Origin of the sequence: Flavitalea plasmicola, from assembly GCF_030546645.1 — a bacterium.
Lineage (GTDB): Bacteria > Bacteroidota > Bacteroidia > Chitinophagales > Chitinophagaceae > Puia.
The window spans coordinates 105,506-128,964 of sequence record NZ_JAUOTO010000007.1 but is presented as its reverse complement, the minus strand read 5'-3'; the positions used below and the strand labels follow the sequence as shown (position 1 = coordinate 128,964).

Annotated in this window: 17 protein-coding genes; 14 read left to right on the top strand and 3 right to left on the bottom strand. The window is 52.0% G+C overall.

Going from position 1 to position 23,459, the window contains the following annotated elements; translation table 11 throughout:
- Positions 1-3: 3 nt before the first annotated feature.
- On the top strand, positions 4-1,149 hold the full coding sequence (locus tag Q4E93_RS25705) for an efflux RND transporter periplasmic adaptor subunit (RefSeq protein ID WP_303590245.1): 1,146 nt from the start codon (positions 4-6) through the stop codon (positions 1,147-1,149).
- A gap of 32 nt (positions 1,150-1,181) precedes the next feature.
- Here the strand turns inward: Q4E93_RS25705 and Q4E93_RS25700 are convergent, their stop codons facing one another.
- Positions 1,182-1,832: a DUF47 domain-containing protein gene (locus tag Q4E93_RS25700; protein ID WP_303590244.1), complete on the bottom strand. Its 651-nt coding sequence runs from the start codon at positions 1,830-1,832 to the stop codon at positions 1,182-1,184.
- A gap of 331 nt (positions 1,833-2,163) precedes the next feature.
- On the opposite strand from Q4E93_RS25700, the gene Q4E93_RS25695 reads away from it, so the two are divergent.
- On the top strand, positions 2,164-5,436 hold the full coding sequence (locus tag Q4E93_RS25695) for a TonB-dependent receptor (RefSeq protein WP_303590243.1): 3,273 nt from the start codon (positions 2,164-2,166) through the stop codon (positions 5,434-5,436).
- Between the two features lie 220 nt (positions 5,437-5,656).
- Here Q4E93_RS25695 and Q4E93_RS25690 read toward each other — a convergent pair whose 3' ends face one another.
- Together Q4E93_RS25690 and Q4E93_RS25685 are read right to left on the bottom strand one after the other, a co-directional pair.
- Complete coding sequence (locus Q4E93_RS25690; protein ID WP_303590242.1) at positions 5,657-6,694, bottom strand: glycosyltransferase family protein; 1,038 nt, start codon at positions 6,692-6,694, stop codon at positions 5,657-5,659.
- Positions 6,691-7,530 (bottom strand): UDP-2,3-diacylglucosamine diphosphatase, encoded by an 840-nt coding sequence (locus Q4E93_RS25685; RefSeq protein ID WP_303590240.1) that lies wholly within the window; start codon positions 7,528-7,530, stop codon positions 6,691-6,693. The genes Q4E93_RS25690 and Q4E93_RS25685 overlap by 4 nt, the downstream gene beginning before the upstream one ends.
- 128 nt (positions 7,531-7,658) lie before the next feature.
- Here Q4E93_RS25685 and Q4E93_RS25680 point away from each other — a divergent pair, with 128 nt between their 5' ends.
- The 12 genes from Q4E93_RS25680 (at position 7,659) to Q4E93_RS25625 (ending at position 23,459) form a co-directional block, all read left to right on the top strand.
- The gene (locus tag Q4E93_RS25680) at positions 7,659-9,515 is read left to right on the top strand and encodes an alkaline phosphatase (protein ID WP_303590239.1); all 1,857 of its coding nucleotides are present in this window, start codon (positions 7,659-7,661) and stop codon (positions 9,513-9,515) included.
- A 66-nt stretch (positions 9,516-9,581) separates the two neighbouring features.
- Positions 9,582-10,151 (top strand): helix-turn-helix domain-containing protein, encoded by a 570-nt coding sequence (locus tag Q4E93_RS25675; protein WP_303590238.1) that lies wholly within the window; start codon positions 9,582-9,584, stop codon positions 10,149-10,151.
- Between the two features lie 203 nt (positions 10,152-10,354).
- Positions 10,355-13,759 (top strand): SusC/RagA family TonB-linked outer membrane protein, encoded by a 3,405-nt coding sequence (locus tag Q4E93_RS25670; RefSeq protein ID WP_303590237.1) that lies wholly within the window; start codon positions 10,355-10,357, stop codon positions 13,757-13,759.
- 11 nt (positions 13,760-13,770) lie between these two features.
- Positions 13,771-15,360, top strand: a complete 1,590-nt coding sequence (locus tag Q4E93_RS25665; protein WP_303590235.1) for a SusD/RagB family nutrient-binding outer membrane lipoprotein — start codon at positions 13,771-13,773, stop codon at positions 15,358-15,360.
- 38 nt (positions 15,361-15,398) lie between these two features.
- A complete protein-coding gene (locus tag Q4E93_RS25660; RefSeq protein WP_303590233.1) occupies positions 15,399-16,460 on the top strand; it encodes an alkaline phosphatase family protein in 1,062 nt (353 codons plus the stop codon).
- Between the two features lie 14 nt (positions 16,461-16,474).
- Complete coding sequence (locus Q4E93_RS25655) at positions 16,475-17,047, top strand: phosphonate degradation HD-domain oxygenase (protein ID WP_303590231.1); 573 nt, start codon at positions 16,475-16,477, stop codon at positions 17,045-17,047.
- A 6-nt stretch (positions 17,048-17,053) separates the two neighbouring features.
- On the top strand, positions 17,054-17,746 hold the full coding sequence (locus Q4E93_RS25650) for an HAD hydrolase-like protein (protein WP_303590229.1): 693 nt from the start codon (positions 17,054-17,056) through the stop codon (positions 17,744-17,746).
- The gene (locus Q4E93_RS25645; RefSeq protein ID WP_303590228.1) at positions 17,739-19,073 is read left to right on the top strand and encodes a DUF5690 family protein; all 1,335 of its coding nucleotides are present in this window, start codon (positions 17,739-17,741) and stop codon (positions 19,071-19,073) included. Before Q4E93_RS25650 ends, Q4E93_RS25645 begins: the two co-directional genes overlap by 8 nt.
- Positions 19,074-19,156: 83 nt before the next feature.
- Positions 19,157-20,290, top strand: coding sequence for a TIGR03364 family FAD-dependent oxidoreductase (locus tag Q4E93_RS25640; RefSeq protein WP_303590227.1), 1,134 nt, complete (start codon positions 19,157-19,159; stop codon positions 20,288-20,290).
- A 12-nt stretch (positions 20,291-20,302) separates the two neighbouring features.
- Entirely contained in the window at positions 20,303-20,926 is a 624-nt protein-coding gene (locus Q4E93_RS25635; RefSeq protein WP_303590225.1) for a phosphatase PAP2 family protein, read from the top strand.
- A gap of 94 nt (positions 20,927-21,020) precedes the next feature.
- Positions 21,021-21,770: a glycosyltransferase family 2 protein gene (locus tag Q4E93_RS25630; RefSeq protein WP_303590223.1), complete on the top strand. Its 750-nt coding sequence runs from the start codon at positions 21,021-21,023 to the stop codon at positions 21,768-21,770.
- Positions 21,771-21,797: 27 nt separating this feature from the next.
- A complete protein-coding gene (locus Q4E93_RS25625) occupies positions 21,798-23,459 on the top strand; it encodes an ArnT family glycosyltransferase (protein WP_303590221.1) in 1,662 nt (553 codons plus the stop codon).

Here is a 23,459-nt window from a genome sequence, read left to right as displayed (position 1 = left end):
TATATGACATCGAAGATGCACGAACACCATAAAGAAATCATTATGAACGTGAGTAATGCGATAAAATATTCTTTTTACGGCCTGCTGGTGATGCTGATGGCCGCTTGCAACCAGGCTGAAACAAAGCCTGTCGACAAGGATTCTTCAGACAAGGAAGCGGTGAAGAACAGGTACGTCATCGGCGAGGTGACGGAGGGCCAGCTGGGCGCTTCTGTAAATCTGCCGGCAGTGCTCCGACCTTTCGAGATGGTGGATATTTATCCCAGGGTCAATGGGTTTGTCAAAGAGGTTCCGGTAGACAGGGGATCGCAAGTGAGAAGGGGGCAGGTGCTGATCGTCCTGGAAGCGCCTGAAATGGAACAGCAATACCTGGCGGCCAGGGCCAAATACCTGCAGGTCTATTCGCTTTCGCTGGCCAGTAAAGATAATTATGAACGGCTTGTCCAGGCCAACAGGATGCCGGGGACCGTCTCGGCGCATGACCTGGAGCTGGCACGCGCCCGTATGATCGCGGACAGCGCGACTGCCCAGGGGGAGATGGCGAACTACAAGTCTTTGGAGGTGACAAAGAACTATCTCACGGTGACGGCGCCTTTCGAGGGGGCGATCACGGAGCGCAATGTCCATCCCGGCGCGCTGGTAGGACCCAACCTGAAGACGGACGACCGGCCCATGCTGGTGCTGCAGCAGGAAAGCAAGCTGCGCCTGTCGATCGACGTGCCGGAGCTTTACAGCAACCAGCTGACGGGCCATACGCTCGTCGGCTTCCGGGTAAGCACGCTGCCGGGCAAGGTCTTCCAGGGTACCATCAGCCGGAGCGCCGGTGCGCTCAATATGAAATACCGGAGTGAGGCCGTGGAAGTGGATGTGAATAACACCCAGGGCCTGCTGAAGCCGGGGATGTATGCGGAGGTGATGTTACCCGTGAAGAGGGGTACCAGCTCGTTCATCGTGCCGGCTTCCGCCATTGTGACCTCCCAGGAGAAGAAGTACGTTGTTGCCGTTGCGCAGGGCAAGGCTCATTGGGTTGACATCGTCACCGGCAATTCCAGGAATGACTCCACCGAGGTCTTCGGCAATATTCAGCTGCATGAAAAGATCGTCGTCAATGCCAATGATGAGATCAGGGATGGAGCCGCGCTGCAATGATCTGATGGCCCGGTGCATCCTGGATACCGGGCCTATTTTGAGTATTTAATAATAATAGACTCGATCACGCTGGTGACGTCCACGCATTTGTCCGTGGCGGTTTCCATTGCCTGGTAGATCTCTCTTTTCTTAATGACCTCCTTCGCGTCGGGTTCGGTTTCGAAGAGGCGGTCGATGCTCATGTCGAAGACATCGTCGGCCTGGTTCTCGATGCTGTCGACCCTTACCAGGGCGTCGGTGATCTTACGCATGTCCCGCATATCCCGGAGCTCCCGGACAGCCTTGTTGATCTGTTCCGCACTCTGTTCGATGAGGTCTGCCAGTTTCTGGATGCCCATGTCGTTTGGGTTGACCCGGTAAAAATTTATCTTTTTGGCGGAGGAGTAAATATAATCGCAGATATCTTCCAGGGTGCTGGCCAGGTAGTGTATGTCCTCCCTGTCGAAAGGAGTGATGAAATTCCTGCCCAGCTCGGTATAGATCTGGTGCGTCAGCGCATCGTTGAGATGCTCCTGGGTCTCCAACCCCGCGATCAATCCCTCGCGCTTATCGAAATCTGTCTCCGAGACCACCGCCTTCAGGGCCTTGCCCATGCCATGCACGTTGCCAGCCACCTCTTCAAATAAAGTGTAGAACACCTGGTCCTTGGGCATGAACACTTTCATTATTGAATTAAAACTCATGGGAGAGAATTTTAATAAAATTACAAGGCATTGACCCCGGGATAATCGCAATTAAATATGGTAATGATTTATTAATACAGGGCAGCGGACGCCTGGATACAGGGAATAAGATTACCCCTGCTGCGATAATTCTCCAATAATTGAGGAAGACGGGATGTAACGGTCTTTTTTAGCAAAGTATTTTGTAATCCGTTGTATTATAGATTAATATGGATATGCCTTCTATCATATAAGATTGACTTGTTACACCCTCTTTACAATTTCTTAACACTGGGGTAACCTGCCGGTAACATGCCGGAGCCACCTTTGCAGCAAATTTTAACTAATCGTTATGTCGCGTTTCAGACTCAGACTATTGCTTATGTTCAGCACGATCGCTCTTCTCACCGGGGGACTCGCCCGGGCGCAGGAGACGACCGCCACGCTTAATGGTGTCGTTTATGATTCCAAGGGAGCTCCCGTACCGGGCGCATCCGTTGTAGTAAAACATGAACCCACGGGATACTCTACAGGTTCCCAGACAAACAGCAAAGGAATTTTTGTTATACCCAACCTGAAAGTGGGAGGGCCTTATACAGTAAAGATCTCTTTCACAGGCTATAAAGAAGAGACGATCTCCGACCTCAGCCTCACATTGGGTGAGAACCCTGAGGTAAACGTTGGATTAAAGCTCAATGAGGCTGCCCTGACGGAAGTCGTGGTAGTAGGCGGCAAGAGAGCCCAGACCTCCGGGCTCACCGTGGGCAAGGCGCAGCTGACCACCCTGCCTACGCTGGGTAGAAGCCTTTCCGATTTTACCAGGCTTACTCCGCAGTCGAACAACAACTCTTTTGGCGGCAGTAACTTTCGCTATAATAACATTACGCTGGACGGCGCCATGAACAATGACGCCATCGGCTTCAGCAACTCTTTTGGCGGCACCAGCGGTGGTGGCCAGGCAGGTACGGCCGGATCCGGCACCCGCACCAATCCCTACAGCCTGGACGTTATCCAGGAAGTTCAGGTGCAGCTGGCTCCTTATGACGTAAAGCTGGGTAATTTCACGGGCGGTACGGTGAATGCTGTTACCAAGAGCGGTACCAATGACTTTCATGGTTCTGTCTATGGCTATGGCAGGAACAACGCCCTGGTGGGGAAAAGCCCGGATGCCGCGAAGAAGTCAATCGGTTCCGATTTTTATGACTATCAATATGGTGCGACGCTTAGCGGACCCATCATTAAGAATAAGCTGTTCTTCATCGCCAATGTGGAGCTCACCCGCCGCCAGGAACCTACTTTCTACAATGTAGGTGAAGCCGGCGCCGCGATGACGGCAGCACAGGCTGTGCAGATCACCAACGCCTTCAAAGCCGCCGGATTCGACCCGGGCTCCTATGCTCCGGGCAAGATCTTCACCAACAGCGATAAATACTTCGGCCGCCTGGATTACAATATCAGCCCCAAAACCACGCTTACGCTGCGTGGCATTTATACCAAGGGCTGGGGTAATAACCTGGAGCGTACGCCCGCAGTATACCAGTTCAGCTCGACGGACTTTACCCAATACAGCAAGAATATCAACATCGTAGCTGAATTGAAGACCAAGTTCAGCAATACGGTGAACAACCAGCTGATCCTGGGTTATATCAACGTACACGACTACCGTACCTTTCCCGGCGCTTTTAATAATGTGACCCCCTATGTGGACATCACCAACGGCGCCTCCAATATCTGGTTAGGTACCTGGCGCGAGGCTGCTATCTATGACCAGCGTCAAAAGACATTTGAATTTACGGACAATGTCACCTGGAACAAGGGCATTCATAAATTTACCTTTGGGACGCATAACGAATTCTATAGCTTCGACTATGGATTTGTCAACAGCTGGAACGGTCGCTGGCAGTATGGAGGCGTCGATAGTTTTCTCATCAACCGCCCCAGCCGGATCCGGGGCGCCTATGCTCCCGGTGCAGGTAAGAACGATTATGATGCATTACGTGCCAATACGCCCGGCAGCCATTTCAATGTAGGCCTGCTCAGCGCCTATGTGGGCGATGAGATCTCCATCACCCGCCGTCTGAAGGTTACGCCCGGCATCCGGATCGACTATTCCTATGTAGGGAAGCAGCCTGCTACCGACCCGGAGCTGAACACTACAGTTGACTATGTCAACCCCACCAACCCGACGTATTCGCATACGCCTTATGGCAAATTCGACAACAAATGGTTTGGCAATGTCGCTTTGTCCCCCCGTCTGGGCTTCAACTGGGATATCAAGGGTGATAAATCCGTTGTGCTGAGAGGCGGTACGGGCATCTTCACCGGCCGTATCCCCTTCGCCTGGTTAGGTTATGCATACACCCTCAGCGGTCCTAACTTCAACAATATCGATTACAAGCCTGCAGCAGGTACTACGGTACCCCTGGTTGGACCTGATAACCTGGTATCTACCATCGGTGCGGTGAGCCCGAACTCCATTAAGACACGTGAACTCGATATCGTGGACAATAAGTTCAAGCTTCCTTCTGTATGGCGCAGCAGCGTAGCGGTGGACTTCAAGCTGGGGCATGGTTACAAGCTGACCCTGGACGGTATGTACACCAAGACCATCCATGACGTCCTGTTTCAGCAGATCAATAAGAAGGATGTGACGCAGTTCTATTCCACCGGGCCAACCCAGACGCCGGTGTACACAGGCGGCAATGTCAACGGGGACTTCGCCAACGTTTTCCTGCTGACCAACACCAATAAGGGCTACCGGTATAATCTTACTGCCCAGATCGCGAGGACATCTGATCCTATCCGGGTAGGCAGCACAGCTACCTTCAGCTATAACTGGTCCGCTGCCTATACGTATGGCATGTCGAAAGACGTCGCCAATGGTATCCGCAACTCCATGCAGAGCAACTGGGATTACAATCCGGCCATTTCTTCCAATAATCCCCAGCTGGGTTATTCCAACTTCGATCTGCGCCAGCATATCGTAGCGACCCTGGGTGGAGCGTTGAACTGGAACCCGATGCACACCACTTCCCTGAATTTCTTCTACTCCGGTCAGTCCGGCAGCCCTTACACGCTGATCTATGCCGGCGTACCGGGTAATATCCTGAACCCCAACTCGGCACTGCCTTATATCCCTACAGTAGCTGAATCACAGACGATGATCCTGGATGCGGCTAATCGTGCTGCCTTCAACACTTTCGTGGATGCCGACAGCTACCTGAAGAACAGGAGAGGTAAATACGCAGAACGTAACGGTATGCGTACGCCCTGGAACCATGAGCTGGATCTGAAGCTGATGCACGAGTTCCATCTCAGCAGCAGCAACAGGCAGCATACGCTGGCGATCAGCCTGGACATCTTCAACGTCCTGAACCTGATCAACAACAATTGGGGTCATATCACTTTCGTGAGCAACCTGAACAACTATACGGTCAACTTCCTGAAATTTGCAAAGGATGCCGCAGGCAATGCTCCCGGTAACCCCTACAAGGCTGATGGAGTGACGGTGAACTACACACCTACCTTCCAATTCCAGGCACCCACTTCAGGCGGTCACTACTATTATAATGACCCGATCAACTCACGTTGGCAGGGACAGTTAGGACTGAAGTATACGTTCTAAATAAATAGAGACTCTATAAAAAAAGACGAGCGACCCGCTCGTCTTTTTTTATGCTTACATAAATGAAAAAAGCCACCGTCATGGAAATGAAGTGGCTCTGCATGAGAAAATTCAACTCTACATATATAAACCATCGATTAACGGGTGACTAACCAATTAATGCGGGTATAAAGGTAGCGGGGATACATTATGCGTAGTTTACTGAATGGTTATCCTTACATTAATTGAAGATGAACTCCGGATAGAGCAGGTCCAGCTGGTGTTTTTTCCGGTCTGTGCAGTGATGCATGAGATAGCTGACGATGGACTCGGTGCTATGATCCAGCCGGAGGGCTGGTGATCTCTTATGCTGCATCATTGCCCCGAAGACGGCCGCAAAATTCCCATCCAGCCCTTTCAGGACAGGCACGCCCATTTTTTCAAGGGCTGCCGCATTGCAGAACTGCTCGTATTGTCCCCGGATAGGGATAACCAGGAGCTTTTTCCCGAGATACATGGCTTCCGCGGGTGTTTCGAAACCTGCGCCTGTGATGATGGCTTTGCAGGAGATAAGACTTTTATTAAAGGCGTTCTTATTGACTGGGATGAAGAGGATATTACCTTGCTGTACGGGCTGCTTTACTTCTTTGGAAAAGACCTGGAAGCTGTAATCCTTCAGGGGGCTGAGATAGCGGCTCACAACGGCATCACTGAAAGAGGAGAGATACACCGTGACATGCCCTTTGTCCATCGCATCGGCCTGGAGGATCTCCCGTTTGATCACTGGCGGGAGGATGAAGTCGTCGTATTGTTTAAAATGCAGGCCAATGTATTGCGTGGCCCGGGCGTAGTTGCGCAGGATCCATTCTCCCATCCATTCTTTCCTGGCGGGCCGGGGTACTTTGGGAGAGATAAAGCTGGCCTGGTGGCCGAAATTGACGGAAGGCACTTTTTTATAGGCGCAGGCCAGGGAGGTGATGCTCTCGAAGTCGTTGAGGATAAGATCATATTTTTCCACGGGCAGCTCCTTTACTTCCTTCAGCAGCCGCCGGGGGGAGAATTGCCGGACCGTGTCCACATAATTGAGTCCGCCGACGCTGGTGTAGAAAAGGCTCAGGCCCTTACTGCGATATTTTACGGAAGCATCCAGCTCCAGGGTATTGTTAGCCCCGCTGAGAAAGAGATCTACTTTCCCATAACGTTCCAGGTAAGGGAGGATCTCCATGGCCCTGCTGATATGGCCGTTGCCAGTGGCCTGTACTGCGTAAAAAATCTTCATATTGCTGCTAATGAATTGATATAAAAATTGATCTCGTCCGTAATGACGCTCAGGGATGGCTTCATCTCGACGGTAGCGGCTACCGGGAATTTCTTTTCGTCGTATTCGAAGATGGACCATTCGCCGTGCTGGTATTCCAGGGCCGTCAGGTGCTCCACCCAATCTCCGGAGTTGAGGTAGGTGACCTTGCCGTCCTTTGTTTCCACTACTTTTTTCTGAGGCTGGTGAATGTGGCCGCAGATGACATAGTCGTATTTTTTTTCGATGGCGAGCTCAGCGGCAATGAGCTCGAAATCATTGATCTTGCTGACGGCCTTGTTCACGCCTGCCATCACTCTTTTGGAGATGGAGACCCGCTCGCGACCGAATAGCTTTAAGATGAAGTTGATAAAACGGTTGAAGCGGATCAGCCCCTGGTATCCACTGCTGCCCAGCTTGGCGAGGAACTTTGCGCCTCCCTTGGTCGTATTGTCAAACACGTCGCCATGGAAGATCCAGGTCATTTTATTGTCGATCTCGAGCACCAGCTTGTCTGTGAGTGTAAAGTTGCCGATGCGGGTATCGGTGTACTTGCGCATCATCTCGTCGTGGTTGCCAGTGATGTAGAATACTCTCGTACCATTGGTGATGAATTGAAGGATCTCCTTCAGGACCATGATATGTGCGGGAGGGAAATACCTTTTGGAGAATTGCCAGCAATCTATGATATCGCCATTCAGGATGAGGATATTAGGCGTGATGCTTTTGAGGTAATTCACCAACTCTTTAGCCCGGCAGCCGTAGGTTCCAAGATGAACGTCCGACAAAACAACTACATCCACGGGTCGCTTTTCCATTATTGTGGTTTTCCAAAGGTCCATACTAAGTATTACCTCATTTTTACCTGGTTGTTAAGTAATTGTAAGTTTTGTGTGAACGGAATATTAACAGAGGCGGGAAGGGAATTTTTGTATATACTTGCGAAATGAACTCAGGATCCCTCATCGTCCTGCTGGCGCTGATGACTTTCAGCCTGCAGGCGCAGCCCGTTGCGTATACTTGCAGCAATGCCCATTCCCATAACGATTACGAGCAGAAAGTACCATTCCGGCTGGCCTACAACGAAGGGTTCGGCTCTATCGAGGCGGATATATTCTTGCGCCAGGATTCGCTGGTGGTGGCCCATTCGGAAAAAGAGCTGGCGTTGCAAAGGACGCTGGAGACCTATTATCTCGATCCGCTGCTGGCCTGTGTCCGTCAGCATGGCGGCAGACCTTTTCAGAATGCAACGGCCGGGCTGCAGGTGCTGATCGATATCAAGACGGATTCCATCCGTACGCTTGCGCGGCTGATCGAAGTGCTGAGGAAATACCCGGAGCTGACCGGCAATCCCGCCATCAAATTTGTCATAACGGGCAACCGGCCTGCCTCCTTCCTGTGGCCGTCCTATCCTTCATGGATCTGGTTCGACGGCGTATTGTCGGAGCAATACGGTAAGGAAGCTTTGGATAAGGTGGTTATGCTCAGCGATGATTTTAAAAGTTATTCCGAATGGAACGGGAAGGGCATCATCCCTGCAAAGGAATGGGCCAGGCTGCAGGAGGCGGTGAAGAAAGCCCATCAAGAGAAAAAGACGGTCCGATTTTGGGATGCGCCGGATTTTATCAATGCCTGGTACCAGTTCATGCATCTGCAGGTGGATTATATAAATACGGATCATATTGCCGCGCTGTCCGATTTCTTACGCCGGCTGCCGAAGACATCCTATACGGGAGGGGGGGCTTACCAGCCTTATCAACCGACGTATAAGACGGATGGAGTGGACAAGCCTGTGAAGAATGTCATTCTTCTCATCGGTGATGGTACGGGCCTGGCGCAACTGTATGCGGGTTACACCGCCAACAAGGCCGCACTGAATATATTTACCATGCGGAACATCGGGCTGTCGAAGACCAGCAGCTATGACAGCTATGTGACGGATTCGGCTCCGGGCTCCACTGCGTTCTCTTCCGGCGAAAAGACGAACAACCGTTTTGTCGGCGTGGATCATACCGGCAAGGCCCTGCCCCTGCTGCCCGTGATCCTGGAAAAGCGGAAGATCCGGACAGGCCTGGTGACCTGCGGGGATATCGCCGATGCTACGCCGGCCGACTTCTATGCCCATCAGTCAGAGCGGGGGAATGCCACCGCAGTCCTCCGGGATCTGAAGAACGCGCCCATCAGCGTGCTGATGGGTTCGGGCGATGAAAGCCTGAACAATGTGGCTATCCTGAATGAAGGCAAAAAAGCGGCTGTGACAGACAGCCTGTTACGGGTGTTGCAACCGGAATACACCATTGTTCCTGCGATAGATAGTGTTCGCGCCGGAACGGATAAAAAGTGGATCGTCGTGGAGGCAAGGGCGGGCAAGTCCATGCTGGATGGCAGGGGTGACTGGCTGCAAAAGGCATTTAACAAAACCCTCGATCTGCTGTCCCGCAATAAGCCGGGATTTTTTATCATGACGGAAGGGGCCCAGGTGGATTATGGCGGCCATGCAAACGACCTGCCGTATGTGGCGATGGAAGTGATGGATTTCGATAAGACGGTGGGAGAGGCTTTGCGTTTTGCGGACAGGGATGGAGGGACGCTGGTGATCGTGACGGCTGATCATGAGACAGGCGGACTTACCCTGATGGACGGGGATTACCGGAGAGGATATGTGGGAGGGCAATTCTCGACCAATGACCATACGGCCATTCCCGTGCCTGTATTCGCTTATGGCCCCCGGTCGGGACTTTTCAGGGGTGTGTATGAGAATACCGCCGTCTTCACGAGGATATTACAGGCATTCGGACTTTAATATTCATTTAATATCATTTTGAGTATCTTGGAGTATCTTGGCTGCCTGCAATAAAGGGCATGCTGTATGAATGAAGAACTGATATTACTGCTGGGCGATAAGATCAAGACCAAAAGAACACAGAAGAATGTCACGCTGGAACAGCTGGCCAACAAGGCCGGGGTCAGCAAGGGACTGATCTCCCAGATCGAGAATAACCGTACCGTCCCTTCCCTTCCCGTACTGTTCAATATCATCCATTCCCTTGACGAGGACCTGAAGACCTTTTTCGAAGACATGCACGATGCCGCCAATAAAGGGAATGTCCTCATTATCCGCAAGGGCCAGGAAAAGCTTTTTGAGAAGGAGCCCGTGAAAGGTTTCTCGTACAAACGCATACTTACCCGCAGCGTTGCCAGCCAGGCTGCGGATGTGGTCCTGCTGGAATTGAAACGGAATGCCGGCCGTAAGCAGATGATCAGCACGGACGCCTTTGAATGTAAGTATATATTAAAGGGAAAAGTAGAGTACCAGGTGGAAAAAGAGACCTTCACCCTGGAAGAAGGCGATACGCTTTTTTTTGACGGCCGTGCCCCCCACCGGCTGAAGAACGTCGGTACTACGGAAGCGCTGGTCCTTGTCTTCTATCTCTTCTGATCCTGCGCAGTCTTATCAAGAAAATAATCAATTATTATTTGCCCGCCATACCGTTGGAAGGATTTTATAAATACTTAACATTGGTTTAGTATTTGTAAACTATTAACATTTTCTTAAAGACGGCCTAACCTTCCCTTCATACTGCCCGGATAATTTCGCCGCACAATGATCCATCATTTAGTGCAACTAAAAACTACTGTAATATGAGAAAAAGATCTACCCTTTTGCAAGGGGTCTGGTTATTGCTATTTTGTCTGCCCCTGCTCGTTCATGCGCAGCGACCCGTTAGCGGGCGGGTGTTATCGGAGACGGACCAAAGCCCAGTGGCCGGGGCATCGGTATTGATCAGGGGATCTAAGTCCGGGACCTCCACAGATGTAGACGGCCGGTTTACCATCAAGGCGCGTAACGCGGATGTGCTCCTCATCTCAGGAGTGGGGATCACGTCGAAAGAGATAGTGCTGGGTGATGAAAGTACGCTTACTATTACCGTTAAGGCAGATACAAAGAACCTGAACGAGGTGGTAGTCACCGCCCTCGGCATCCGTAAAGAGGCCAAGCGCATCGGCTACTCGGTCCAGGAAGTGAAGGGCGACGATCTTCTGAAAGCCAGGGAGCCCAACCCCATTAATGGCTTAACGGGCAAAGTGGCGGGTCTCAACGTGGGCATCAGCCAGGAAATGCTGGCCTCCCCCACTGTCCTGCTGCGGGGATCGCCGCTGAATTTCTATGTTGTAGACGGCATTCCCATCAATTCGGATACCTGGAATATCAGCCCTGATGACATCGAAACCTATTCAGTATTGAAAGGGCCCACTGCCGCAGCGCTATATGGCAGCCGGGGCATTAACGGGGCTATTCTCATTTCAACCAAACGCGGAAAAAAGAATGGCAAAGGCTGGACGGTGGAGATCAATTCCAGCACGCAGATGAACAAAGGTTTTATCGCCATTCCCCGTGTACAGAATGAGTACGGCGGAGGTGACAATCAACAATATGCCTTCGGCGACTACCTGGCTAATGGCACCGGTTCCGGCAGGAACGACAAAGACTATGATGTATGGGGGCCCCGCCTGGATGGCAGACTGTTGCCGCAATACGATGGTGCCTATGACCCCAATGCCACTTATACCACCAGCTTCGGTCCTAATGTAAAAACATTTACGGGTAATATCAAACCCACTCCCTGGGTAGCGCGCGGCAAGGACAATCTTCAAAATTTCGTTCAGGCCGGTCTGTTAACTACGAATAATATCAACTTCTCTTCGGTGACCGACAAGTCCACGGTACGGATGTCCGTGTCCAATGGCTACCAGCGTGGCATTACCCCAAACACCAGTCTGAATACGCTGAACCTGAACGTCCTGGGCAGCTACAATGTTTCCGATAGGTTCAAGGTCGAGGCCAATATCAATTACAACCGTCAGTTCACCCCGAATATTCCCGATGTCGCCTACGGTCCCAACAGCATCATCTACAATATCGATATCTGGACGGGCGCTGACTGGAATGTCCAGGACCCCAATATCCGCAATTATTGGAAACCGGGCAAGGCAGGCATTCAATCCAATTTCGCGGAATACAAGCGCTACCACAATCCCTGGTTCAGCAGCTATGAATGGCTGCGGGGTCATTATAAGAACGACCTTTACGGCTGGGCCGCGTTTACCTATAAGATCAACAAGGGCCTGGATATCATGCTACGGAGCAATATGACCACTTATAATGTGCTGCGTAATGAAAAGCTGCCATTTTCCGCGCACCCGTATGGAGACGAGCACAACCACGGTAATTACCGGGAGGACCGGCGCGACCTGTGGGAGAACAATACCGAGCTGCTCCTGCGCCTGAACAAGGAGAATATCAACAACAGCGGCATCTCCATCAGCGCCTTTGGCGGTGGCTCAGCCCGCAACATGAAATACGAGTCCAGCTATACCAGCACGGACCAGCTGGTGGTGCCTAATGTTTATACTTTCGCCAACAGCCTCAAGTCGGTGCGTTCTTATTCGTATAATTCCAATCTTTTGCTCTTAAGCGCCTACTATTCGGTGGACCTCACCTATAAGAATTATTTCACGGTGTCCACTACGGGACGGTTAGACAAGACCAGCGCCCTGCCGGTGGGGAAGAACGCTTATTTTTATCCTTCCGTGTCTCTGAGCACGCCGTTGTCGGACTATATCACGCTGCCATCCGCCATTACCTTCCTCAAACTGCGCGGCAGCTTTGCCACTGTGAAGGATGGAGGTACTACAGCTTATGCGGGCACCGCTTTTCAGAGCCTGGGTATAGCCAGCCCTGTAGGCTACGGAACAGGATATTATACGCCATATGACGGGCCCACTTACTCACTTTCTGCACCGCCTTATACGACCTATCCGGTGTATAACAACGTTTCCGGCGCCGATGCGCCTAACTATACCATCAGCCCGGGCATCAAACCCAGCACCCGTACCAACTATGAGTTCGGCCTGGATGCGCGTTTTCTCCACAATCGCCTGGGCTTCAGCGGTACCTGGTTCCAATACAAGGATGGCCCCAAGATCTCCAATCAATATGTATCGGAAACCAGCGGCATCAGCTATATCGTCACCAATGGGCTTACTACGAAAAGGACGGGCGCAGAACTTTCTGTTACAGGCACGCCCATACAACTGAGCAACAGCTTCCGTTGGGATGTTCTGGTCAACTGGTCAACGTACAAGGAAGTCTTTTCTGCCTTTGCCGGTGGCGCTAAAGAGATGAACAACGGGACTGGTTATCCCTATCATGTTGGAGATCGTGTAGACAAGCTGTTCGGTAATTATGAAGCAATGACCCCCGATGGGAAAGTGATCCATGATGAGTCCGGGTTCCCCATTTATCTGCCCAAAGCCCAATATTTGGGACATGCCGATCCTGACTGGGCCTGGGGTATCAACAATAAGTTCTCCTATGGATCCTTCAGCTTTAGTTTCCAGTTCGACGGCATGGTAGGCGGACGGCTGCAGGACTATGTGCTGCGCAAACTCACGGAAGGCGGCCGCGGACTGAATACCGCAACTGGCAAGATCGGACAGGCAAGGCTTTATGAATCCCAGCACATGGCTGATGCAGGTTATTTCGGTCCGGATCCCAAGAATCCCACACATAATAAGGAGGCAAGAGATGCTAACGGCCGCCCTATCCTCGGCGGCGACGGTGTGCAGGTGGCGGGCTCGGGGGGATCGGGCCAGATCCAGTACGACCCGGCAACAGGGGTCATCAGTAACAGCAAAAGTCTTACGTTCAGACAGAATGATTCTGCCACGGTCTGGGTACAGGATTATGTCAGCAGCTTCTATAACGATCCCCAACATACGATGGTGAACAAGACCTATGCGAAACTCCGTGAAGTGGTCATTACCTACTCACTGCCCGCAAAATGGTTGCATAGGTCCTTTATTAACCGCGTAGATGTTTCCCTGGTGGGCAGGAACCTGCTATACTTTTTCCCTAGTGCGTTCAAAGACCTGGATGTGGACCAATTTCCCGGCCGTGATCAGTTTAATGTGATTTCCCGGGAACATGGTCTCCAGTCGCCCACTACCCGTAGCTATGGCATCAACTTAAATGTAGTCTTTTAAAATCAGTCACTATGCAACGCAACATCATACGATCCACGTTTGTCCTGGCCCTCCCGGTCTTACTGCTGACCATGGGGTGCTCTAAAAAATTCGCGGAATATTCTCAGAACAAGAACCTGCCGCAAACGGTACCTCCCGGTCTGGTCCTTCGTTCCATCCTGAACAGCCTGGTCGTTTTTCCCGGTGATTACGAAGACAAGGCGGACCAGTTCATAGCCTCGAATTATACTTACTATGGCGATAACAAATACTGGACAGGCAGCGCCACCCTCAACTATAGCGCACTGAACAATGTGATCTCCATGGAAGCCGAAGCAAAAAAAGCGGTGGGAACGGATAAGAACCCTTACCATGCCCTGGGGTTTTTCCTTCGCGCCTGGTTCTTTGTCAACATGACGGAAAAAGTCGGGGATCTGCCCATGAGCGAGGCATTGAAAGGCACCGCCAGTCCCACTCCGAAATACGACAGCCAAAAGGATATTTTCAAACAGTCGCTCTTATGGCTGGATAGCGCCAATACCATGCTTGCGGACTTCATCGCCAACGGGTTTGTGGAGTTCTCGGGGGATTGGTATTACCAGGAAACATCCAAATATGCGGATGCCACCGGACGCAACGCGCTCATCGAGTGGCAGAAGGTGGTTAACAGCTACAGGCTGCGCGTGTTGATCGAGCTAAGCAAACGAGCTGACGACGCCGCCGATCTTAACATCAAACAGCAGTTTGCAGACATTGTGGGCACTCCTGCAAAATATCCCGTTTTCAACAGCAACGACGACAACCTGCAGTATGTCTATAACAGCACCTATAATTATTATCCGGACAATCCCGGCAATTATGGGAACAATGCCGGTCGTCTCAACCTGGGGGCCACCCTGTTGACCACGCTGGGGCAATTAAATGACATCCGCGCTATGGTACTGGCCGAGCCCGCCCGCGGACTTGGACTTGCCGACACCGACTATGGGTCTTTTGTCGGCGCCCAGCTGGGAGCCGACCTGAGCGTGCTCTCCACCTTGTCCGGTGCGGGACAGATCTCCCTGTATAATTACAACCATTTTTATGCTACGTATACGGCGGAGCCGACGCTGATCCTCAGCTATGCAGAAGTGTGTTTTAGCATTGCAGAGGGTATCAACCGTGGATGGGCGACTGGTGATGCATCGGCATGGTATGCCAACGGCATCAAGGCCATGTTTGGATTTTATGGCATCAAGGACGGCGACAACCAGGTGGTATTTCGCAATGCAGGCGGGACTGGCAGCGTAACGTACACAGTCCACTTCGCCTTCAGCGATTATCTCAGCCAGGCTGCAGTCCAATACAAGGGAAATACCAACGACGGGCTATCCCAGATCCTTACTCAAAAATACCTGGCCTATGCGCGCAATTCGGGCTTGCAGGCTTATTATCAATGGCGCAGGACGGGCATTCCCGCTTTCAGCGTAGGTTCGGGCACGGGCAACGGGGGTAAGATACCCCTGCGCTTCCAGTATCCAACCAATGAGATCACCTCCAATGGAGATAATTATAAGGCTGCTGTCCAGCGTCAGTACAACGGACAGGATGATATCAACCTGGCCATGTGGCTGATCAAATAAATTTAACTATGCGGGTAAAATTGTTATTTGTAATCTCTATGCTGATCCTGTGCGGCGCCTTTCCCGGCGCCGCACAAGTCGTATCCCACCGTACCGAGAACCTTGTTATCTTCACCCTGGACGGCATGCGCTGGCAGGAAGTGTTCGGAGGGATCGATACCGCACTGGCAGGCAATCAAAAATTTACGAGGAACAAGGACGGTCTGAATAAAATGTTTTACAGCCCGGATATTCGCGAAAGGAGGAAGAAGCTTTTCCCCTTTCTCTGGACCACGGTAAAGGAGAAGGGGCAGCTCTATGGCAACAGGACCATCGGCAACCTGGTGAATGTCGCTAATCCTTACCAGTTCTCCTATCCCGGCTATAACGAGATCTTTACAGGATATCCTGACACGGCTGTCAATTCCAACGACAAAGTGCTGAATGGAAATACCAATGTGCTGGAGTTTATCAGCCGGCAGAAGGGATTCGCCGGTAAAGTTGCCGCCTTCACTACCTGGGATGTATTTCCCTATATTCTTAACACGGGGCGTAGCGGACTTTATGTAAATTCGGGAGTGGATAGCCTCCATTTTCCTGACAAGGGCTTGCAGGTGGTGAATGAAATGCAGTTCCTTGCTCCGCAGCCGCTGGAAGTGCGACCTGACGTGATCACTTATTTTGCCGGGAAAGAATACCTGAAGACCTACCAGCCCAAGGTGCTCTACATTGCTTTCGACGAGACGGACGACTTTGCGCATGCGGGCCTGTATGACCAGTATCTCAGCCAGGCCCATGCGGAGGATGCCATGATCGCGGACTTATGGAACACGCTGCAGTCCATGCCTCAATACAAAGATAAGACCACGTTGATCGTCACCTGCGACCATGGCAGGGGAGATAAGATGAAAGACACCTGGCGGGACCATGGTGAGAAAATAAAAGAGTCCGGTGAGATCTGGATGGCTGTGATGGGGCCCGATACGATGCCGGCAGGGGAGGTCAGCACCCACACGCAGCTGTACCAGAAGCAATGGGCGCCCACCATGGCTGCGCTGCTGGGTTTTCAATTCCGGCCGGACCATGGTTCGGCGGAGCCTGTTCCAACGGTGTTTAAATAATTAAAAGATTTGTTATGGAAAGTGAAAAAGCACGGCAGATCACCGATGAGATCTTCGGCATGTATGAAAGTTACGGCGGCGAAGAATATGCCGGTGAAAAGGTCTCCCAGCTGGAGCATATGGTGCAGGCGGCCCAGCTGGCGGAAGAGGAGGGATATGACGAAGAGGTCATATTGGCGGCCTTTCTGCATGATATTGGTCATATCAGCGAAGCGGCGACGGGGGAGAATGGAATGGATGGGTTCGGTATAAAAGACCATGAGGCCATCGGGGCGGAGTTCCTGCGGGGGAAAGGTTTTTCGAAAAAGGTCATTCGCCTGGTGGAATCCCATGTGGAGGCCAAAAGGTACCTGACGGTGCGGGAACCTGGCTATTATACACAGCTGTCGGATGCGAGCAGGAAGACGCTGGAATACCAGGGCGGCCCTATGACGGAGGAGGAAGCGACGGCGTTCGAGCAATACCCGTTGTTCGGAATGATCGTCAAAATGCGTAAATGGGACGAGCAGGCGAAGATCGAAGGCAAGGCTTTGCCCGATCTCGAACACTATAAAGACATGATGTTCCGACACCTAACTACTATATGATCTTTTATGAGCAATATTCAACTGGTGGTTTTTGACATAGCGGGGACGACCGTACATGACAAGGGCGATGTAGCCCATTCGTTCATGGAGGCTTTTCAGGCGTTCGGCCTTACCGTGCCGAAGGAAGAGGTAAAGAAAGTAATGGGCTTCCGCAAGATCGATGCGATCCGGCGACTGCTGGAAAAATATGCGCCGCACCGTAAAGAGGACCGGGCGCTGATAGACAGGATCCACGACAGGTTTATTGCCGGCATGCTCTCATTTTACCGCACGGAAAAGGAGCTGCGACCTTTGCCTCATGCGGAGGAAGTGTTTTCGAACCTGAAGCGGAAGGGGATGAAAATAGCGTTGAACACCGGGTTCACCCGTACGATCACGGATGCTATCCTGCAGCGGCTGCACTGGGACAATGGGCACGGTGTTATCGACCAGGTGATCTGCAGCGACGAGGTACCTGAAGGGCGACCTTTTCCGTACATGATCCATCAATTGATGCAGCGGCTTAGTATAACTTCTCCCGCCCGGGTATTGAAGATCGGGGATACGGAAGTGGACGTGGAAGAAGGCCGCAATGCTGGCTGCGGAATAGTGGTCAGCGTCACCACCGGCGCGTATACCCGCGTCCAGCTGGAGCAATATCATCCCGACCATATCATCGACAGCCTGGAAGAGCTAATACCCATTATTGAGCATGCCTGAGATGGCCGTCATATCAACCGAGCCCGTGGCTATCGCCGCCGGTGATCGTCCGACGCTCCGGAGCCGGCTGTCGGCCAGTCCTGCCTGGGTATTCATATTATATGTGTCTTTTTCCTCTTTCGTGGTCTATTCCAGCATGTATGGTTTCCGCAAGCCATTCACCGCCGCATCGTATGACGGCGTCCGGCTGTTCGGCGTTTCTTACAAGGTGGTGCTGGTGATCTCGCAGGTGCTGGGCTATATGTGCAGCAAGTTCTATGGCATCCGTTTTATCGCCATGATGCAACCTGCCCGCCGTGCGGGTTATATTATCCGGCTGATGATGATCTCCTGGGCGGCGCTGCTGCTTTTCGGGTGGGTGCCGATGCCCTATAATTTCATTTTTCTATTCATCAACGGGCTGCCCCTTGGACTGATCTGGGGCCTGGTGTTCGGCTTCCTGGAAGGTCGAAAAGTGACGGAGCTGATGGGCGCCATCCTGGCCACCAGCTTTATTTTTGCCAGCGGGCTGGCCAAGACCGTAGGGAAGGCGTTGATGCTTTATGCTGGCGTCAATGAGCAGTGGATGCCCTTCGCGGCGGCCGCTATTTTCCTGGGGCCGCTGTTGCTGGGGACCTGGTTGCTGAACCAGACGCCGCCCCCCACGGCAGCCGATGTTGCGCAACGTACCATCCGGCTGCCTATGGAAAAACAGCAGCGGAAAGCGTTCCTCCGGCAATTCGGCGTTGCGCTTATTCCTGTTATCATCGCTTATGTAATGTTGACGATCCTGAGGGATTTCTGCGAAGATTTCATCAACGAGCTGTGGACGGAGACGGGGTCATTGCAGCATGCGGCCGTATTTGCGCAGACCAGCACCATCGTGTCCCTGATCGTACTGGCCGTCATCGGTGGATTTTATTTAATAAAAAATAATTACAAGGCTTTCCAGCTGAATAATGTCATTATCATCGGCGGCTTCGTGCTGGCGGCGGTGGCAACAGCGGGCTACCATTTGCATATCCTTTCCCCGGTGAACTGGATACTGGTCGCTTCCGCGGGGCTTTATCTGGGGTATATACCTTACAACTGTTTTTATTTTGAAAGAATGCTGGCCGCTTATAAAGTACCAGGAAATGTGGGCTTTCTCATTTATTTCGCCGATGCGTTCGGCTACCTGGGTACGGTGGTCGTCCTCCTGTTAAAAGAATTTGTGCAGATACGTTATACATGGGTGGACTTTTTCACGGCGATCTTCTACGTAGCGGCTACCGTTGGCATAGTGCTGGTGCTATGGGGGGCTGTGCTATATGACAGGATCTACCGGAGCGGATCACAGATCCGCTGACCGAAGGTCAATTATAAGATGTACACCGGGGATGGTTAAGTTTCGGAATAAGCATCACCGGTGTAAAAAGAAATAGGTAATTTATGCAATCATCTCGATCAGCCATTGTCATCGGAGCGGGCATCGTAGGGCTGGCAACCGCCAGGGCCCTTGCGTTGAGGGGATTTTCCGTAAAGGTCTTCGAAAGGAGCGATAAGGCGGTGGGCGCATCCATCCGCAATTTTGGCATGATCTGGCCTATTGGTCAGCCGGCGGGGAAGATGTATGACAGGGCGGTCCGCAGCCGGGAGATATGGAAAGAGCTTGCTCCAAAGGCGGATTTTTGGGCTGAGCCGGCAGGAAGCCTTCATGTTGCTTACCACGCTGATGAATGGCTGGTCTTGCAGGAGCTGGCGGAGATCTTCCGTAAAGAGGGAAGACCGGTGCAATTGCTGGACAGGGCGGGCGTGGCCGGCGCATCGACCGCGGTGGTTCCCGAAGGGCTGCTGGGCGGCCTTTATAGCAGGGATGAATTGATCGTGGATCCCCGGGAGGCTGTATCGGCCTTGCCGGACTGGCTATCCGGGCAGCTGAAAGTAGCGTTCCATTGGGGGAAATGTGTTTCGTATATTTCGGATCAGGCGGTATACATCGGCAATGACGAAGAACATGAGGCGGACCTGATCTTCATATGCAATGGCGCGGACTTTGAAACGCTGTATCCCGAGCATTTTTCACGGCAGCCAGTCACCAAATGCAAGCTGCAGATGCTGCGCCTCGCACCGCAGCCTGCGGAATGGCGTATAGGGCCTGCGCTTTGCGGAGGACTTTCTCTCATCCATTATAATAGCTTTAAGGCCGCCGCATCCCTGACAGGGTTGAAGCAACGTTATACGGAAGAGCTGCCGGATTACCTGGATCGGGGCATTCACGTGATGGTCGCTCAGAATGGCAATGGCGAGCTGACGGTAGGCGATTCGCACGAATACGGCCTCACGCACGATCCCTTTGATAAGGAGCTTATCAACCGGATGATCCTGGACTATCTGCGTACGTTCGTCCAGGTGAAGGACTGGCGTGTCACCCAGACCTGGAATGGCATATATGCGAAGCTGACGGACGGAGCGTCCGATCTGTTCTTTTCTCCGGAGCCTTATGTATATGTGATCAACGGGCTGGGAGGAGCGGGCATGACCCTCTCTTTTGGTCTTGCCGAGGAATTAGTGGAAGGTTTGTAGTAGTTTTGCCGGATGAATAGACTGAGATCAATCATTGCAGTCAATCGCAATTTTCTTCTCTGTTATGGTTTTTTTTTCCTGGTAGGGCTGATATTCCTTCTGATGAAAGGGAAAATGGCCACTTTCTTATTCCTGAACCCTTTTCATCGAAGCCCATTAGACTATTTTTTTATTGGTTTTACCTATCTGGGGGATGGCATTTTCGCGGGCGCGGTGGTTATTCTCCTGATGGTGCTGCGCCGCTGGTCCCAGGCCTGGCAGCTCCTCTCCGCCTTTCTGCTGTCGGCATTGCTGGCGCAGATCCTGAAGAATGTCTTTTCCATGCCCCGTCCCTGGGAGGTCTTCGATCACAGGGAATACGTTTATTTCATCGATGGTATCACCCGCCGCGGGTATAGCAGCTTTCCCTCGGGGCATTCCACTACGGTATTCTCGCTGGCGACCATGCTGGCCATCTTCGAGAAGAATAAAAGGACGAATGTATTTTACGTGCTGACGGCTGTCGCGGTAGGGTATTCGAGGATCTACCTGGGGCAGCATTTCCTGACGGATGTATTGATGGGGTCCTTCCTCGGCGTGACGACGGCCCTTCTCGTCCATTGGTTTTTTATCAAAAAATTCCCGTCCCCGCAGTAGGATTGCAGAATTACAGCTAAAATTTTCTGTATTGATATGATATACGTACGTTTGCGCTCTATTTTTGGAGAAAATTCAACTATTTTAACGTCTTATGCTTGAAGGTAAAAAATTGGTGATCGTGCTGCCGGCTTACAATGCCGAGCTTACCCTCCGTAAGACGTATGGAGAAATCCCTTTTGACATCGTGGACGAAGTGGTGCTGGTCGACGACAACAGCAGCGACCGGACGGTGGCTGTGGCCCGCGAGCTGGGTATTTCCCATATCATCAAGCATGACAAGAACAGGGGTTATGGCGGCAACCAGAAAAGTTGCTATAACAAGGCGCTGGAGCTGGGGGCGGACATCGTGATCATGCTCCATCCCGACTACCAGTATACGCCGAAGCTCATACCTTCCATGGCCTGGCTCATTGCCAATAATGTTTACCAGGTGGTGCTGGGGTCCAGGACCCTTGGCAAGGGCGCCTTGCATGGCGGCATGCCCCTGTATAAATATATCTTCAACAGGATGCTGACGTTCTTCGAGAACGTGATGCTCAAGCAAAAGCTGGCCGAATACCACACGGGCTACAGGGCTTTTTCCAGGGAGATCCTCCAGCGGATAAACTACGACATCAACTCGGAGGATTTTGTCTTCGACAACCAGATGCTTTCCCAGATCATTTACCTGGGCTACGAGATCGCGGAGATCACCTGCCCTACCCGCTATTTTGAAGAGGCTTCCAGCATCAATTTCCGGCGCAGCGTGGTATATGGACTGGGTGTCCTCCAGGTGTCTGTCGTCCACCGTCTCTGTAAATGGGGCGTCATGAAAAGAGAGATGTATAAACCTCTTAAATAGGATATCTTTGCGGCCAAAAGCCTGGTAATGCGTTTGAACAAAACCACCACTATCGTACTCATCGCCATTCTCGGCGCCCTGTTTTTTATACCTTTTCTGGGCCGCGTGCATTTGTTCGACTGGGACGAGATCAATTTCGCAGAATGCTCGAGGGAGATGATCAAGCTGGACGACTATTCCCGCGTATATGTGGATTTCAAACCTTTCTGGGAAAAGCCCCCGATGTTCTTCTGGATGCAAAGCACGGCCATGAAGATCTTTGGGGTGAATGAGTTCGCCTCGCGCTTTCCCAATGCCCTTTGCGGCATCGTCACGCTCATTGTGGTCTTTTGCATCGGCAGGCGGATCTATGACTCCCGGTTTGGCGTCCTTTGGGCCCTGGCCTATGGGGGATCGCTCTTTCCCAATATGTATTTCAAGTCGGGCATCATCGATCCATGGTTCAACCTCTTTACCTTTCTCTCACTTTATTATTTCATATTATACCATTGGAAGCGGAATGGCTTTGACAAGGAGGGATTGACCAGGCCGCTGTATTTCTATGTGTGCTGGTCAGGGGTATTCATGGGACTCGCTGTGCTCACGAAGGGGCAGGTGGCCCTGATGGTCTTCCTCCTGGTGCTGGGGGTCTACTTCATTTATAACCGTTGGAAATTCTATTTCAGCTGGGGGCATGCCCTGCTCTTCCTGGTGATCTCCTTCCTGGTGTTGTCCACCTGGTATGGGTATGAGACGGCCAAGCGGGGGCCCTGGTTCATCAATGAGTTCCTAAAATACCAATACCGCCTGTTCACCACGCACGATGCGGACCAGGCCGGATTCTTCGGGTATCACTATATCGTATTGCTGGTGGGCTGCTTCCCTGCTTCGATCCTGGCCATCCCTGCTTTTTTCAAGAACCAATACGGCAGCCGGTACGACAAGGACTTTAAGAAATGGATGATCTTTTTGTTCTGGGTGGTGACCATCCTGTTCACTATTGTCCAGTCCCGGATCATACATTACTCGTCGCTGGCGTGGTTCCCCGTCACTTTCCTGGCGGCTTATTCCATCTATAAGTGGCAGCGGGGCGAGGCCGTCTACAAGAAATACGTGGGTGTGCTGACGGCAATCCTCGGGGGACTGATCTCCCTGCTATTGCTGGGGGTGGCGATCATCGGGCTGAACGTGAAAAGGCTGGCCCCCTATGTCGACGATACTTTTGCCAGGGGCAATATGGAGGCGGAAGTGCATTGGTCGGGATGGGAAGGGCTGGTGGGCGTCCTGCTGGTCGTTTCGCTGATCGTCGGCATACGAAAATTACGGCAAGGCCAGTTCGATAACGCCGCCCGGACCCTCTTCGTCGGCATGGCGATCGTCGTTTTTTTGGCTTCCGCTATTATTGTTCCTAAGGTAGAGCGCTATTCGCAGGGTGCTAACATCGATTTCTTCATTGCCCGTCAGGGAGAAGATTGTTATGTACATTGCCTGGGCTTTAAAAGCTATGGCGAGCTGTTCTATACGATGAAGGAAAAGCCTGCGAATCCCAATTCATATGATGAGCAATGGCTGGTGTCGGGCCCCATCGACAAGCCTGTTTATTTTGTCACGAAAGTGGACAGGGAACAAAACTATAAGTTCCCGCAGCTGAAGGAGCTATACCGCAAAAATGGGTTTGTGTTCATGAAGCGGGAAGTCCCGGGTCGTTGA